The sequence below is a fragment of the Cohnella thailandensis genome, from assembly GCF_014212135.1.
GTDB classification, from domain to species: domain Bacteria; phylum Bacillota; class Bacilli; order Paenibacillales; family Paenibacillaceae; genus Cohnella; species Cohnella thailandensis.
Window position 1 is genome coordinate 20,286 of sequence record NZ_JACJVQ010000002.1, and the last position, 14,195, is coordinate 34,480.

Annotated in this window: 15 protein-coding genes; 5 read left to right on the plus strand and 10 right to left on the minus strand. The window is 51.2% G+C overall.

Translation table 11 applies throughout. From position 1 onward, the window contains the following. Positions 1-48 precede the first annotated feature (48 nt). The 9 genes from H7B67_RS00570 to H7B67_RS00605 form a co-directional block, all read right to left on the minus strand. Entirely contained in the window at positions 49-582 is a 534-nt protein-coding gene (locus H7B67_RS00570; RefSeq protein WP_185117863.1) for a hypothetical protein, read from the minus strand. Positions 583-789: 207 nt separating this feature from the next. Next, positions 790-1,605, minus strand: a complete 816-nt coding sequence (locus tag H7B67_RS00575) for a hypothetical protein (RefSeq protein WP_185117864.1) — start codon at positions 1,603-1,605, stop codon at positions 790-792. 228 nt (positions 1,606-1,833) lie between these two features. Further along, positions 1,834-2,247 carry a hypothetical protein gene (locus H7B67_RS00580; RefSeq protein WP_245363784.1) on the minus strand — a complete coding sequence of 138 codons (414 nt, stop codon included), beginning with the start codon at positions 2,245-2,247 and terminating at the stop codon, positions 1,834-1,836. Positions 2,248-3,202: 955 nt separating this feature from the next. Further along, the gene (locus tag H7B67_RS00585; protein WP_185117865.1) at positions 3,203-3,670 is read right to left on the minus strand and encodes a hypothetical protein; all 468 of its coding nucleotides are present in this window, start codon (positions 3,668-3,670) and stop codon (positions 3,203-3,205) included. A gap of 775 nt (positions 3,671-4,445) precedes the next feature. Continuing rightward, the gene (locus H7B67_RS00590; RefSeq protein WP_185117866.1) at positions 4,446-4,793 is read right to left on the minus strand and encodes a hypothetical protein; all 348 of its coding nucleotides are present in this window, start codon (positions 4,791-4,793) and stop codon (positions 4,446-4,448) included. A gap of 64 nt (positions 4,794-4,857) precedes the next feature. Continuing rightward, positions 4,858-5,763, minus strand: a complete 906-nt coding sequence (locus H7B67_RS30700; protein WP_245363782.1) for a hypothetical protein — start codon at positions 5,761-5,763, stop codon at positions 4,858-4,860. A 2-nt stretch (positions 5,764-5,765) separates the two neighbouring features. Then, positions 5,766-6,818, minus strand: a complete 1,053-nt coding sequence (locus H7B67_RS30705) for a dihydroorotate dehydrogenase (RefSeq protein ID WP_342592575.1) — start codon at positions 6,816-6,818, stop codon at positions 5,766-5,768. 120 nt (positions 6,819-6,938) lie between these two features. Further along, positions 6,939-7,397, minus strand: a complete 459-nt coding sequence (locus H7B67_RS00600) for a GNAT family N-acetyltransferase (protein ID WP_245363780.1) — start codon at positions 7,395-7,397, stop codon at positions 6,939-6,941. A 16-nt stretch (positions 7,398-7,413) separates the two neighbouring features. Continuing rightward, positions 7,414-8,310 carry a LysR substrate-binding domain-containing protein gene (locus H7B67_RS00605; RefSeq protein ID WP_185117867.1) on the minus strand — a complete coding sequence of 299 codons (897 nt, stop codon included), beginning with the start codon at positions 8,308-8,310 and terminating at the stop codon, positions 7,414-7,416. 125 nt (positions 8,311-8,435) lie between these two features. Here H7B67_RS00605 and H7B67_RS00610 point away from each other — a divergent pair, with 125 nt between their 5' ends. Together H7B67_RS00610 and H7B67_RS00615 are read left to right on the plus strand one after the other, a co-directional pair. Then, entirely contained in the window at positions 8,436-8,813 is a 378-nt protein-coding gene (locus H7B67_RS00610; protein WP_185117868.1) for a CidA/LrgA family protein, read from the plus strand. After that, positions 8,810-9,487, plus strand: coding sequence for an LrgB family protein (locus H7B67_RS00615; protein WP_185117869.1), 678 nt, complete (start codon positions 8,810-8,812; stop codon positions 9,485-9,487). The genes H7B67_RS00610 and H7B67_RS00615 overlap by 4 nt, the downstream gene beginning before the upstream one ends. Before the next feature lie 205 nt (positions 9,488-9,692). Here the strand turns inward: H7B67_RS00615 and H7B67_RS00620 are convergent, their stop codons facing one another. Further along, positions 9,693-10,442: a glycoside hydrolase family 16 protein gene (locus H7B67_RS00620; protein ID WP_185117870.1), complete on the minus strand. Its 750-nt coding sequence runs from the start codon at positions 10,440-10,442 to the stop codon at positions 9,693-9,695. Positions 10,443-10,589: 147 nt separating this feature from the next. Between H7B67_RS00620 and H7B67_RS00625 the strand changes: the two genes are divergently transcribed. The 3 genes from H7B67_RS00625 (at position 10,590) to H7B67_RS00635 (ending at position 14,154) form a co-directional block, all read left to right on the plus strand. Next, positions 10,590-11,510, plus strand: a complete 921-nt coding sequence (locus tag H7B67_RS00625) for an ABC transporter permease (protein WP_185117871.1) — start codon at positions 10,590-10,592, stop codon at positions 11,508-11,510. Positions 11,511-11,606: 96 nt separating this feature from the next. Continuing rightward, positions 11,607-12,431, plus strand: coding sequence for a carbohydrate ABC transporter permease (locus H7B67_RS00630; RefSeq protein WP_185118164.1), 825 nt, complete (start codon positions 11,607-11,609; stop codon positions 12,429-12,431). A gap of 37 nt (positions 12,432-12,468) precedes the next feature. Further along, positions 12,469-14,154 carry an extracellular solute-binding protein gene (locus H7B67_RS00635; protein ID WP_185117872.1) on the plus strand — a complete coding sequence of 562 codons (1,686 nt, stop codon included), beginning with the start codon at positions 12,469-12,471 and terminating at the stop codon, positions 14,152-14,154. Positions 14,155-14,195: the final 41 nt, after the last annotated feature.

The window sequence follows — 14,195 nt, forward strand, 5'->3', positions numbered from 1 at the left end:
GATATGATGTTAGACGAAGTACAGGACTCCCTGAAATACCACCAAATATTACCGTTCTCGAATTTCTTTAATATATGTAAATACGTTATCTATTTCAGAAATATTTAATTCTTGAGTTAATCGATTTGATATGTAATTCAACTCTTTATTTCGCTCTTCTATATCTTCTTTATAGTTGGTATTGTAATCATTTATATAATCTTCTTCACTTTCATACCAATCAAATCTTTCTAAGACATAGAACTCTTTAAGTTTAAGAAAGATTGAAAATAAATCTTTAATATTTTTAGCTACTAATTTTACAGGAGTTTCTGAATCCGTAGGTTGGATAAACAAAATAGGTGCCTCTTCTAAATTATCAATTGTTCCTTCTTTTGTATCAAAAGCAAAGTGATCACCATCGGTACCAGTTGAAGCAAATACTATGCAATCGTCAGGCGTTATCTCATCATATTTGAATCCATTGAATCTCAAATTAATACCAATGAAATCATATAATGAATTCTTCGTTTCATTTATTAATGCTCGATCAAGTTCTTTAAGCTTGATAAATGTTTCAGGTTGAATATATGTATTTTTCATGTCACTTGTCCTTTCATAGTCATTCCTGTATTTCGTCTAACGTTCGTGTATCCACGACGTCCCACCGACTTAAGGCTGCGAATGCAGCCGGGCGCGATACGCTTAGTCGGTGCGGATGTGTCCGCTGAATCCACATCTCTGCTGATCGCTTCTCGCGGACCGAGGAGCCGTCAAGCTCCGATGCGTGGATATGGTGTTATGCGAAGTCTATTTCTTCATTGAAACCTCCTCAGATATATGTTCTTCTTCTAATTTCTTCAATCTGTCATAAATGTTATTTACTTTTAACTCGGTTTCTTCTAGAAATTTCGACAAGTAATCAGTTGTTACAATTTGTACGATATATCTCCCTTTATCATAATTCGGTGAAAGATAGTTGAATGACACTTGCATATAATCAACTTGAGTAACTTCAATAGCCTCTTCATCATTTAAATATGCTTCGAATAGCTTTCCGTTGAAAATAATAATAGGTTCGTAGTAATAAAATAATCTATCAGATGACAAGTCTTTTTCACGTGATTCGGCTACAAAACTAGTCGCCTTTACTACCCCTGAAAGTGCTTTATATATATCATCTCGTTTGTTATTTCCAGCCATAGCTTCATAATAAGATCGACCTATTCTTGTTCCCAATTTCGTACCAAAGCTATTAAATATCCCATGTATTTTATTATAGGGAGCAGAGAACCCACTGTAATTCTTGATTTTTGGGAATGCAAGCATTTTCTCAAAACTACTAGGCCGAGTAGAAAAAACAACCCACGGTTTATCATTTGATTGTTTTATCTCTATTAACAATTTCCAATTAAGTTCAATATAATGTTTTTCTCCTGAATTTTTTCGGTGAATTCCTGCAATTAAATCAATTTCTCTCCCTTTATTTTCATCTTTATCAATAAAATAACTATTATGATCTAAAGACCATGAGTTTTTACTAAAAAAATTTGATACTTGTAATTCGAATGGATACCCTGTTTTTAGTAATTCTTTTAAGATATTATCCTTTAAATCCTCTGTCATTGTTTTTGTCCCTTCAAATAGATTTCGCATAACGTTACTGTATCCACGACGTCCCACTGACTTAAGGCTGCGACAGCAGCCGGCCGCGATGCGGTTAGTCGGTGCGGATGTGTACGCCTGATTCCACTTCCCTGCCATCCCCTTCGGGCGGACCGAGGAGCCGTCAGGCTCCGAAGCGTGGATATGATGTTATAAGATGTCGGCGACTTCTTTGAACTACTTCCAAATTCATCTTTCTTCAAACCATGCTCTATCTATTAGTTCGTCCCATTCAATAATCAAACTCTTATACTTGAGGGTACAGTAGCCAAAATCAGCATTATATTTACGAGACAATATTCCATCAAATCTATGGACAAAGTAATTATCGGTCTTCTGTAATTGTTCTTCCTTCAGCACTTCAAAATCAAGTAATAATTCCGAAATTTGAAGTTCTTTCTTCTGTGCATCTTCTTCAACATCAATTCTACTTTTGCCTTTTATTCCTGTAGTATCATATAAAAATGATTCCACTATTTCATGATCTATAAATGTAATCATTGCCTTTCCTGTATACATAGCTTTACCAGTGCTGTTAAGAGGATGATCAGATAAAACATCTATGTGCTCAAAGCCTAAGGACAAATCCTGTCCATCTATCAAAATGGTTTCAACCACACAATCATGCAATGATATATGGTTTAATGTGTTATCTGAAATGAATTTTATGAGGATACCCTCCTTGCATTGGAAATTACGTCTTGTTTGGTATTCGCCGATTTCTTATAACGTTATTGTATTCACGACGCCTCACCACCTTAAGGGACGAAGTCCCGGCCGCGATGCGGTTAGGTGGTGCAGGTGTGTCCGGCTGAGTCTGCTTCCTGTTACTGACATTTACTTCTCCGAATCGACTTCGTTCTCCTTCTGCCGGACCAAGGGCCGTCAGGCCCGCTGCGTGAATACGGTGTTACGCGATAGTTCTCGACCTCTTGATATACCCTCTGATCTTTATAACGCGAAGCAATCGATCAACTCCATCGAGACACTCAATCCGTTATCATCATGCTTCCCAGAGCTACTCTCACAGTCGGACCTTTATCATGCTTCCCTGAACGACTCTCATAGTCGGATCTTTATCATGCTTCCTAGAGCTACTCACATAGTCCGTCCTTTATCATGCTCCTTGGCACCCTGGGCTACTCTCATAGTCGAATCTTTATCATACTTCTCTGGGCTACTCTGATAGTCGGATCTTTATCATACTTCTCTGAACTACTCTCATAGTCAGACCTTTATCATGCTTCTATGAGTTACTTACTCTCGTAGTTAGACGTAGTATCATCGGAGAAAAACCAGTGTTATAATAACCGCGGCAACGCAATGGTCTTTAGGTCTTTAACCAGTTCTCGAGAATTTCGCGTAACGTTACTGTATCCACGACGTCCCACCGACTTAAGGCTGCGAATGCAGCCGGGCGCGATGCGCTTAGTCGGTGCGGATGTGTCCGCCTGATTCCACTTCCTTGCGATTCCCCTTCGGGCGGACCGAAGAGCCGTCAGGCTCTGAAGCGTGGATATGATGTTATGTGACGTTCATGACTTCCTCGAATATTCTTCTAATAATTTATCCAATCTCTATAGCTGTCTTCTTCATTTTGTCGTTGGCCTCTATAGTTTTCATCATCTACTGTCATTTGACAATTTGGACAAGTTACATAACCGTTGTTTAGAACGTTATGTCTAACAAGTTTATTATCTACATCCCAGCATTTAGAGCAATAAGGTCCATCTTGTTTATCACCCTCAAGTACTTTCCAATATTGATTATTTCTGAACACCAAATTCTCCTGAGTCGATAATTTTCCTCTCAACTCCATAATCTGATTCCTCAATTCATTGTTTTGTTGAACTAATTCCATAGCTTCATATTGCAAGTCAAGAATCTTTCGATAGAGTTCAATGTTGTCTGCTTTCTGAATAACGCTCGCTACAGATTTAATGTTATCAATAATACTCACAGAAATTACCTCCATAGTTTTTAATAAGTACTTTTCATGAATGTCACATAACGTTATTGTATTCACGACGCCTCACCACCTTAAGGGACGAAGTCCCGGCCGCGATGCGGTTAGGTGGTGCAGGTGTGTCCGGCTGAGTCTGCTTCCTGTTACTGACAATTACTTCTTCGAAACGACATCGTTCTTCTTCTGCCGGACCAAGGGCCGTCAGGCCCGCTGCGTGAATACGGTGTTACGCGATAGTTCTCGACCTCTTGATATACCCTCTGCTCTTTATAACGCGAAGCAATCGATCTACTCCATCGAGACACTCAATCCGTTATCATCATGCTTCCCTGAGTTGCTCTCAAAGTCGGACCTTTTCATCATGCTTCCATGAGCCGCTCTCATAGTCGGACCTTAATCATACTTCCCAGGGCTACTTTCATAGTCGGATCTTTACCATGCTTCCCTGAGTTACTCTCATAGTCGGATCTTTACCATACTTCCCTGAGCTACTCTCATAGTCGGATCTTTATCACGCTTCTCTGAACTACTCTCATAGTCAGACCTTTATCATGCTCCGCAGAGTTACTTACTCTCGTAATTAAGCGTAATCTCATCGAAGTGAAAAACCAGTGTTATAATAACCGCGGCAACGCAATAGTCTTTAGGTCTTTAACCAGTTCTCGAGAATTTCGCGTAACGTTCCTGTATCCACGACGTCCCACCGACTTAAGGCTGCACCAGCAGCCGGCCGCGATGCGGTTAGTCGGTGCGGATGTGTCCGCTGATTCAACTCCCATGCCTATCGCTTCTCGAGGACCGAGGAGCCGCAAGGCTCCGATGCGTGGATATGATGTTATGTGAAGTTGATGTCCTCTCCGAATATACCCTCAAAATTCAGTTCATTATGTACTTCAAACTCTTCTATTAATTCATTCTTTATTTTCATTATCAATGTCTCTAAATTGGTCTTAAATAATATAATCTCTTGTTTACTCCAGGGACTAGGATTAGGAGGATACTCCCAATCTAATGAGGTTTGATATTTAATTTCTAGTTCATTTATTAGATCTATTGTTTCCTTTGAAAGAGGTAGATCCTCCGGGTTAATATAGTATCCGAATTTCTCTTTAGTTCTTTCATCTACTCCCCAAAGACAGCCACCACCATACTCAAAGAAGAATCGAATTTGATATTTTTTCATTATTTCACTCCACATCAATTTCACATAACATCTTTTCCACGAACTTCGTAAATCCTCACAACATCTACAACTTTCGCGAATCCTCAATGCTTACCCTCTTATCAGCCACAATCTTCCTGCTCCTGCCCATCAAATAAGGATACAGCAGAACCAGCCCCGCGATATAAACAGCAAACGCGAAATAGGCCGGAAGAAGGTGCACGAAGTCCGTGTAGCCGATCATGGCGTGTACGCTGAAGGCGCCCCAGAAGCCTGGAATTCCGCCAAGCAGGAATAGCCACCAAATCCATCGCTCGTTCTGGCGGATGCCCCAGAGGGCGGTGCCGAGGATGGCGATGGCGTCGCAGAAGAGCGCGCCTCCGAAGCCTGCCCGATCGTGCGCGATGGCAGAGATCAGTCGATCGTTAAAGCTGCGGATCTCATCCGTTCCTATGCACAGATAGGCAAGATCGGTCCGGACGAAGACGCCGGTGATGCCGACACCCGAGATGACGAGCCCTCCTATCGCGAAGGCGAAGCCGAGCACGACCATCATGAGCTGCCCCCACTGGCCGAGAAGCCAAGCTCTATCGTTCCTCAGATTGGGAGGATGGACGAGCGTCTTGTCTCCTCTCGACCGGAGCGACAGGAGGAACATCGGGAACAACAGCACCGCCGCCGTCGCGTGGAGAGGATCGAAGTACCCGTAGCCGAGGTAGAGGAAAAAGCTCGCGAAGCCGACGGCGCACGAGGCGGTCGCGGCCGTTTTGGCCCAGTGGAGTCCCTTCGAGAGTCCGTATCTGCCTAGCAAGTAATAGATTATTCCGATAGAGATCATCGTTCCGGCCAGAGTGATGCGGTCATGGGACATGAAGTTCAGCAAGCGGGGATAACGATCCGAAATATCGCTTCCGCGAATGCCCAGATAATCCTCATCGTACGGAAGAAGCACCGAACTCACCGCGATCAGCCAAGCGATGATGCCGCCCACGATCACATCCATCCCCAGCTTTGCCAGAACGAAGGCATGGCTTCCGACCGTTCCGACGGAGACTCCTGCATTCGCTCATACAAAACCGCTTCGTTCACGCGCTTCGGCAAGCCCGGCCCGGAATAAACAAGTCCGCTATGAAGCTGAACGAAGTCGGCTCCCGCGCGCATGAGGTCGAGAGCATCCTGCGGCTCGTGCACGCCGGCTTTGCAGACGATCGTCTGATCCGCCATAAGACGAAGTCTAAGCTTCTCCATAAGACGAATCGCGACTTCCTTCCCCTCCGGGCCCATCTCGAAGCCGCGCTCCGTGCGAATAACATCGTCGATGACGATCCCGCTCCACGCCTCGTTTTTCAAGGCGCCAAGCAGCGTCTCCAGCTTATATTCCCCGATGTCCAAAGGCACGCAGAGTAAAACGGGAAGATCCGCCCGAACGTTCTTCACTTGACGATAAATCTCCTCACATAGACCGGCCAATTCCTCATCCGATCTCAACCAACAGGAAGCAGGCAGCTCAACGAACCACCCCGACGCATAAGGAGAAAGCCTCTCGGCAAGAGTCCCATACTCTTCACCCGCTTCCGAAGGCGAGGCGGCATTCGAAGCCAACAGCCGGATAAACCGCGGCAGCTTCGAACGGCTTCTATCTAACCTCTTCTCGATCTCCCGAACGCCGTCGTTCGCTCCGGCATCCGAATAAATAAGCGTCTCCCGCTCCGCGTCCCGTTCGATCCGAAGACCGGCCGATCGATTCTCCGGCGTGACCGGCCCCAACTCCGCATAGCCAAACCCTATCTGAGCGAGAGCCCGCTCCGCATAGCCATGCCTATCCAGATTGCCGGACAAGCCGACCGGATATTTAATCGGAACGCCGCCCAGCCGACCTTCGAGCATAGACGACATTTCCATATGCCCGAACGTGCGGATGACGAACGAGCCGAACGGGGAACGGCCCAGCCCTCCGAACGCTCTTAACGTAATGTCTCGAGCCTTCTCGGGAGGCAATCGAAACAGGAGGGGACGAAACAGCGTGCGATACGACCAATCCGGCACGGAAGCTCACTCTCCGATGAAAGGGATTTTCCTGATTATGGTGCCATCATACCGAAATCCCGGGAAAACGCGCAACCCTTCGACCTAAAAAAGAAAACCGTCCCATGATAGGACGGCGAATTAAGATATCGTACTGGCCATGTAAACGTCTATGGGATCCTCGCTATCCACTTCAAAACCAAACCGTTCATAGAGACGCCGGGCAGGGCTCCCTTGCAGGACATTCAATGTCACCCGTTTGCCTCTTACATCCTCTTGTTCAAGAAGACGTTCCAGCACCAGGCTCCCGATGCCTTTGCCTTGGTAATCGGGGCGGATATAAAAATGCTCCAATAGATACTCATCCGACTTGGGTTTCAAAGCTACGCAACCAATGAAGGTAGAATCGGCTTTAAGGATCCATGTGCATTCGGGATCAAAGGAATCGCGAAAACGTTGCCTGACCTTCCCTTCATCGAACCTTCCAAGTCTGGTTAAGTCGTCCTTCAGGACAAGCGCCCGCAATTCGGCAAGGGTCTCCCCATCGGAATGGCGGGCTCTGTGCCAAGTAAGCTGCCAAGAAATCGGTCCCATCTCCATTTACGACTCCTTATTCTCATGCTTCCAACGCAGCGGCAAACATCTCCCGAGTGAATCGGATCCACTCCCTCGCCGCCATGCTCCGGTATCCTTCTCGCCTCCAAGCCATGACCAGCTCCCAAGGAATCACGGGGTTGATCAAGGGAACGGCGCTGACTTTCTCCGACCCGAGCGTCCTGCAGATCGTGTCCGGAAGCATCGCGATGCCGAGACCTTCGGCGACCATCTCGCCGATGAAGTCCCACTGCGAGCTCTCGTGCACGATGCGCGGCTCGAACCCGACGGAGCGGCACTCTGAGATAATCCGGTCATGAAGCGCGAAGCCGCTCACGAACAAGATGAAGCTCTCCTCCGCCAGCTCGGCCAACTCGACGCTCGTCCGTCCGGCAAGCCGATGGCCCGGATGCATGATGACCTTGAGCCTCTCCTCCGCGAGAGGGAACGAATCCAACGCATCCGAGTCAAGCGGCCACAGCACGACGCCGACGTCAAGAGTGCCGTCCGCGATGCTCTCTTCGATCCGAGCAGCCCCATCTTCCACGAGCTTTAGCGCAATTCCCGGGTAACGCTCCTGAAAGTTCTTGATGACCTTGGGAAAAAAATGCGAGCCCGCCATCGGAGGCAGCCCGATCCGGATGCTTCCGCTGTGGAGGTACGTAAGATCGTCGATCTCCGTCTTGAGCTGCCCGAACAATTGTAAAATCGGCTCGGCATAGCGGACGATCGCTTCTCCGGCGGCCGTCAGCTTCGCTTGCTTCCCGTCCCTTGCGAACACTTCCGCGCCGAGCTCGTCCTCCAGATTGCGAACCATCTTGCTGATGGTCGGCTGGGTAATATGCAGCGCCTCGGCGGCCTTCGTGAAGCTGCCGTGCCGAACGATCTCCGTTACGTACTGCAAATGACGGATCTCCACAGCTCCAGCCTCCTCTCTCTCGCTCAAATCATAGACAATTGGAATGTAAATCATTCGATATATTCATTTTACCTATGAAAATGAGCTCTGTATACTGAAAATACACAAGAAAGGGGATCGTAAGCATGAAAGTCAAAGCGTTGTTCGCCACCGTCATCCAGGTCGCGTTCTTTATCCTGCTTTCCAAGGGAGCGGACGCGATCGCGAAGTGGCTGAACCTGCCGATTCCCGGGACGATCCTCGGCATTCTGGTTCTGTTCGCGCTGCTGGAACTGAAGGTGATCAAACTCGATTGGATCGAGCTCGGCTCGAAATGGCTGCTCGCGGAGATGCTGCTGTTTTTTATTCCGGCCACGGTCGGCATCGTCAATTATAAGAGCCTGGTCGTGCACCAAGGCGTCGCCATCGCAATCGTTATTCTGTGCAGCACGTTCGCCGTCATGCTCTGTTCCGGCTTGATGGGGCAATGGTTCTCCGCCAAGCAAAGGAGCGAACGGCCATGATCGCATCCGTCTTCTGGCTCGTCTGCACTATTGCTGTCTATTTGCTATCCAAAAGATTATACCGCAAATACACCCGAATCTATCTGACGCCGCTTATCGTAACTCCCGCGGTCCTTCTTGTCGCCATCGCGCTTCTCAAAGTGCCGTATCCGACATACGAACGAGGAGCCGGCTTGCTCTCCGATCTCGTGGGACCCGCTACGATCGCGCTGGCGGTCACTTTATACAAGCATGTCAAAGAGATGAAGCGCAACGCGGGAGCCATCATCGTCAGCGTCTGCTTCGGTGCGGTCGCGGCCGTCCTGACGACCGTCGGCTTGTCCCGGCTGTTCGGCCTCTCCGCCCCGATCGCCGACAGCCTGGCGCCCCGCTCCGCGACGACGCCGATCGCGATGTCCATCTCCTCGCACATCGGCGGACTGCCGACGATCACGGCGGTCGCCACGCTCGTCACCGGCATCATGAGCATGATCATGGGTCCGCTTGTCGTGAAGGCGTTCCGAATTCGGACCCCGCTCGCGAGAGGAGTGCTGTTCGGCACCAGCTCCCACTCCTCCGGCGTCAGCAAGGCTCTCGAATACGACGACGCGACCGGCTCGATCGCCGCCATCGCCATGATGGTGACGGCATTCGTCACTCTGCTGGCGGCGCCGTGGGTCACTTCGTGGCTATGACCCCTCAACTCCTATTAATGCCCAAATCCCAGAGTGAGAACGGCATACAGGGCCAAGGCGGTTCCGACATAAAGAATGGCTCTTCGAACGTCGATGCAAGCGTTCATCGGATCACTCCCTTCCGAAATGGTTGGGACTAGCATATACGAGTTTTTTGAACTCAATATGAACTCCGCGCCTATCGGCGATCGCATCGGCCTAATAATTATTCGTACAGCCAAATGCCCGAAACCGTCATGACGGCCGGCAATGAGGATTCATCCACCTCGACGCGATCGAACCAGCCGCCGACGGCAAGGTTGAGCACCACGTAGAAGGACTGGTCGAACGGCGTCACGCCCGGCTGCAGAGAACGTTCGGCATAGCAATGCCCGTCGACCAGCCACCGAATGGCGCCCTCCTCCCAATCCAGCGCATAATCATGGAACTCGCCTATGGTGCCCTCGTCCGGCAGCGAGTAGGAATAATCGACGGTGACCTTATGGTCCCAATCCTTCCCGTAATGAAGGGCCCCGGACACTTCACGCGGAAGGCGGCCCCTGGCTTCCATGATATCGATCTCGCCGGAAGCCGGCCATGGGCCGTACGCCTGATCCTGCGGCATCAGCCAGATCGCGGGCCACAGGCCCTGTCCGATCGGCAGCTTGGCGCGCACGACCAGCTTGCCGTAGCGGAAGGAGAACCGGTCTCGCGTGTCGATCCGGGCGGACGTATACGCGAACTCCCGGCCGTCCTCCGACTGTACCCGCTCGAGTCGGGCGCATAGATTCAGTCCCGATTCGTCGATATACAGGTTGCCGGGATTCCCCGTATAGAACTGCCGCTCCCCGTTCCCCCACCCCGGGTCGATCGGGTTGCCGTCGTTGTCCAGCAAGTCGTTGCCTTGGCGGATGTTCCATGAGCTCAATTCCTTAGTCCCCTTAGTAAAATCCTGCTCCCAAACCAGCTTGTTCATCCCCTGCACTCTCCTCTCGTTTAACCCCAGAATACGTTTTTTTCGCGCCCGGTCAAACGAATCCAAAAAAATGGGATAGGGTCGATAATCGTGGCCTTTTTTTTCGATGTCTGTTTTTTTAGGATGAGAGGGAAGGGGGCGCCGACCATGTTCGAACGCAAGCCCGGACCCATGAAAGCGCTAACGAGGCAGTGGCAGCTGCAAAGCATGGTGATTCCGGGGATCATCTGGATGTTTATCTTCTGTTATATTCCGATGTTCTGGCTGATGATCGGCTTCATGGACTACAGCATCGCCAGGCCCATGCTGGAATCGCCCTTCGTGGGATTCAAGCACTTCGAGGAATTCCTGTCGGACGACCGGTTCTGGCGTTCGATCCGCAACACGCTCGGGATGAGCAGCATCAAGCTCCTGCTCGGGTTTCCCATTCCCATCCTGTTCGCCTTGCTGCTGAACGAGATACGGAATCTTCGATTTAAGCGCACGGTGCAGACGATCTCGTACCTGCCTCACTTTATCGCCTGGACGATCTTCGGCGGCATCGCGCTTAACTGGCTGGGCGAGGGCGGCGTCGTGAACCAGCTGATGATGGCGCTGGGCCTCCAGGATCGCGAAATTCTGTACAACAGCGATCCCAAGTACTTCTGGTGGATCACCTACTTCACCGATACGCTGAAGGAAACGGGCTGGAGCGCCATCATCTACATCGCCGCGATCGCGGGCATCGACCCGGGGCTGTACGAAGCGGCTGAGCTGGATGGAGCGAATCGCTGGCAGCGTATGTGGCACATCACCGTCCAGAGCATCCGGCCTACCATCGCCATCCTGTTTATTCTCGCCGTCGCCGGCATTCTCGGCAGCAACTTCGAGCAGATCTTCATGCTCAAGAACAACATGAACATGAAGATGGCGGAGAGCCTCGATCTGTACATCTACAACATGGGCTTGGTATCGGGGCGTCACTCCTTCTCGACCGCCGTCCTGTTCGCCCGCTCCATCGTGGCGTTAGGGCTTCTGCTGCTCGCTAATTACACGTCGAAGAAGCTAACGAACGAGAGCATTTTCTAAGGAAGGGAGGTCTCCGACTTGGCAAGGAACGGCAATCGCGGAAGGCAAGGAAGCCGCAGGAGGATCGGGGCGTTCGAGATCGTCAATCCCCTGCTCATGCTGGCGGTTTGTTTCATCACGCTGTACCCGATGTGGTTCGTGTTCATCAATTCGATCAACTCGCCGGAGCAGGCGCTGCTCGGCACGGTCAACTGGTTCCCCAAGAACCTATCGCTCGACAGCTACAGCGTCGTATTCAACGACCCGAACCTGATGAACGGCTTCGTCGTCACCGCTCTTCGCACCGTGATAGGGACCGCGGCGCACGTGCTGTTTACCGCTATCGTGGCTTACGGCATGAGCAAAACCCACCTGATCGGACGCAAGCTGTACATGAAGATCGCCTTGATCACGATGCTGTTCTCCGGCGGGCTCATCCCGACGTTCCTCCTGATGACGAAGCTGGGCCTGTACGATAATTTCTGGGTGTTTATCCTCCCCGCCATGTACACCTTCTTCAACATGGTCATCTTCATGAGCTTCTTCCGCACGATTCCCGACGGGCTCGAGGAATCCGCGAAGGTAGACGGCGCGTCGGACTACGGCGTCCTGTTCCGGATCGTCTTGCCCAACAGCATGGCCGTCCTCGCGACCATCGCGTTATTTTCCGCCGTCTATCATTGGAACGATTATTACCAGGGCATTATCTACATCCGCTCGCAGGACCTGCTTCCCCTTCAGACCATGCTGTACAAAATCGTCGCGGAGAACTCCATGTCCTTCATGCAGCAGCAGGCGATGGCCCAGTTCGGAGCCCGGCTGCCCGGCAACTCCATCAAGTTCGCTTCCATGATGGTCGCCACGGCTCCCATTCTCGTGTTCTACCCCTTTATTCAGCGCTATCTCGTCAAGGGAGTCATGATCGGCGCTATCAAAGGGTGACCCTTATAATGAAAAGATACGAAAGGATGAACCTATCATGAAGCGCAAGCTCGTCAAACCCAGATCCGCCTTCATTCTCGCCGCCTGCTTAATGCTGAGCCTGGCCGCCTGCACGAACTCCGGCAACAACGAAACCGCTCCGTCCTCGTCTCCGTCCTCATCTTCGCAGCCTACGGAGAGCAGCACCCCATCGTCCTCGGGCGAAGCCGCGCCGAACCCGGACGAACCCGCCTGGAAGCTTGATACGAGCCCGGTCGAATTGACCTGGTTCGTCGGCGCCAACTGGTACGCCCACAATTGGGGGGAGAGCCTGACCTCCAAATACGTCACGGAGAAGACCGGCGTGAGCGTCAAGATCGAGGTTCCCTCCGGCGAAGCGAACGAGCAAATGACCCTGATGATGACCTCCGGGCAGCTGCCGGACCTGATCTCCATGGGCTCGTGGGAAACCGCCGTCAAGAAGCTGTGGGAAGGCGACCACGTGTACGCGTTGAACCAATTGGCCGACCAGTACGATCCCTACTTCTACAAGGTGGCGGGCGACGGCACGCTGAAGTGGTATAAGCAGCCTAACGGCAACACGTACGGAGTTCCGAACGATTCCTACAGCCCGAATCTGATGCATGAGACCGGCATGACCGCTGCCAACCAAACGTTCCTGGTCCGCAAGGATCTGTATGAAGAGATGGGCAGGCCGGACCTGAGCACGCCGGAAGGCTTCCTCGGAGCGCTGCAGCTGCTGAAAGACAACTATTCCAAATACAAGGGCCAGACGATGAGTCCGTTCTTCGCCCAAGGGAACGTTCCCTACGGGATGACCGAGTATCTGCAGAACCTGCTGGCCATTCCGTTCGAGAAGGACGGCAAGGTGTACGACCGCATGACCGATCCGGATTATATCAAGTGGCTCAAGACGTTCCGCACCGCCTACGAGCGAAAGCTGATCAACGTCGATTTCCTGGTGGATTCCGATACTCAAGTCGAGGAGAAAACGAACAACGCCCGTTATTTTATGATGATTCGCGAATGGACCGGCATGACCGCCGTCAACCCGATGCTGGCCGCGAGCGCGAACCCGGAATCCTATTACATCGCGGTGGACGGACCGCAGAACGCGGGTGGCGACAGCGCGAAGCTGTTCCCCGGCAACATGGACGGCTGGATGGTGACGATGATCAGCAAGTCGACCAAGCATCCGGAGCGCGCCATCCGCTTCCTCTCCTACCTGGCCAGCGAAGAAGGACAGAAGGATCTGTTCCTCGGCAAGGAAGGCGAGACGTGGGATACGGTGGACGGCAAGCCTCAGTTGAAGGCCGATCTGGTTCAATTGCTCGAGACCGACATCGCGAAGCTGGAAAAGGACTACGGCGTGCTGGACACCTACTGGATGATGCGCAACCCCGTTATCGTCAACCAGTGGAGACCGGAGAAGGCTCCCGTCATCAAGCAGATGGAGGACTTCGCCAACGCGCAGGCCGATATCGACAGCGGCATCTACAAGGGCCTCGATCCGCTGGGCGATTCCGACGTGGCGGTCGCCTGGTCCCGCATCTCGCAGAATTGGGAGGAAGTACTGCCGGAGCTCATTACCGCCAAGGACGAAGCGGCTTTCGATAAGATTTGGAACGGCTTCCTCGAGCGTCGCGACAGCTACGGCTTCGACCAAGTCGTCGCCTATCGCCAGGCCGAGCTGGATGCCCGCAAAGCGAAGATGGCGGAGTAAACGGCAGAAGAACAGCGCGGCAATGAACGATACCGGAACCG

Excerpts from the sequence above, each read along its gene's own strand:
- H7B67_RS00570 (WP_185117863.1), bottom strand. The coding sequence starts at position 582 with ATGAAAAATACATATATTCAACCTGAAACATTTATCAAGCTTAAAGAA.
- H7B67_RS00575 (WP_185117864.1), bottom strand. The coding sequence starts at position 1,605 with ATGACAGAGGATTTAAAGGATAATATCTTAAAAGAATTACTAAAAACA.
- H7B67_RS00590 (WP_185117866.1), bottom strand. The coding sequence starts at position 4,793 with ATGAAAAAATATCAAATTCGATTCTTCTTTGAGTATGGTGGTGGCTGT.
- H7B67_RS00600 (WP_245363780.1), bottom strand. The coding sequence starts at position 7,397 with ATGGAGATGGGACCGATTTCTTGGCAGCTTACTTGGCACAGAGCCCGC.
- H7B67_RS00610 (WP_185117868.1), top strand. The coding sequence starts at position 8,436 with ATGAAAGTCAAAGCGTTGTTCGCCACCGTCATCCAGGTCGCGTTCTTT.
- H7B67_RS00615 (WP_185117869.1), top strand. The coding sequence starts at position 8,810 with ATGATCGCATCCGTCTTCTGGCTCGTCTGCACTATTGCTGTCTATTTG.
- H7B67_RS00620 (WP_185117870.1), bottom strand. The coding sequence starts at position 10,442 with ATGAACAAGCTGGTTTGGGAGCAGGATTTTACTAAGGGGACTAAGGAA.
- H7B67_RS00625 (WP_185117871.1), top strand. The coding sequence starts at position 10,590 with ATGTTCGAACGCAAGCCCGGACCCATGAAAGCGCTAACGAGGCAGTGG.
- H7B67_RS00630 (WP_185118164.1), top strand. The coding sequence starts at position 11,607 with ATGCTGGCGGTTTGTTTCATCACGCTGTACCCGATGTGGTTCGTGTTC.
- H7B67_RS00635 (WP_185117872.1), top strand. The coding sequence starts at position 12,469 with ATGAAGCGCAAGCTCGTCAAACCCAGATCCGCCTTCATTCTCGCCGCC.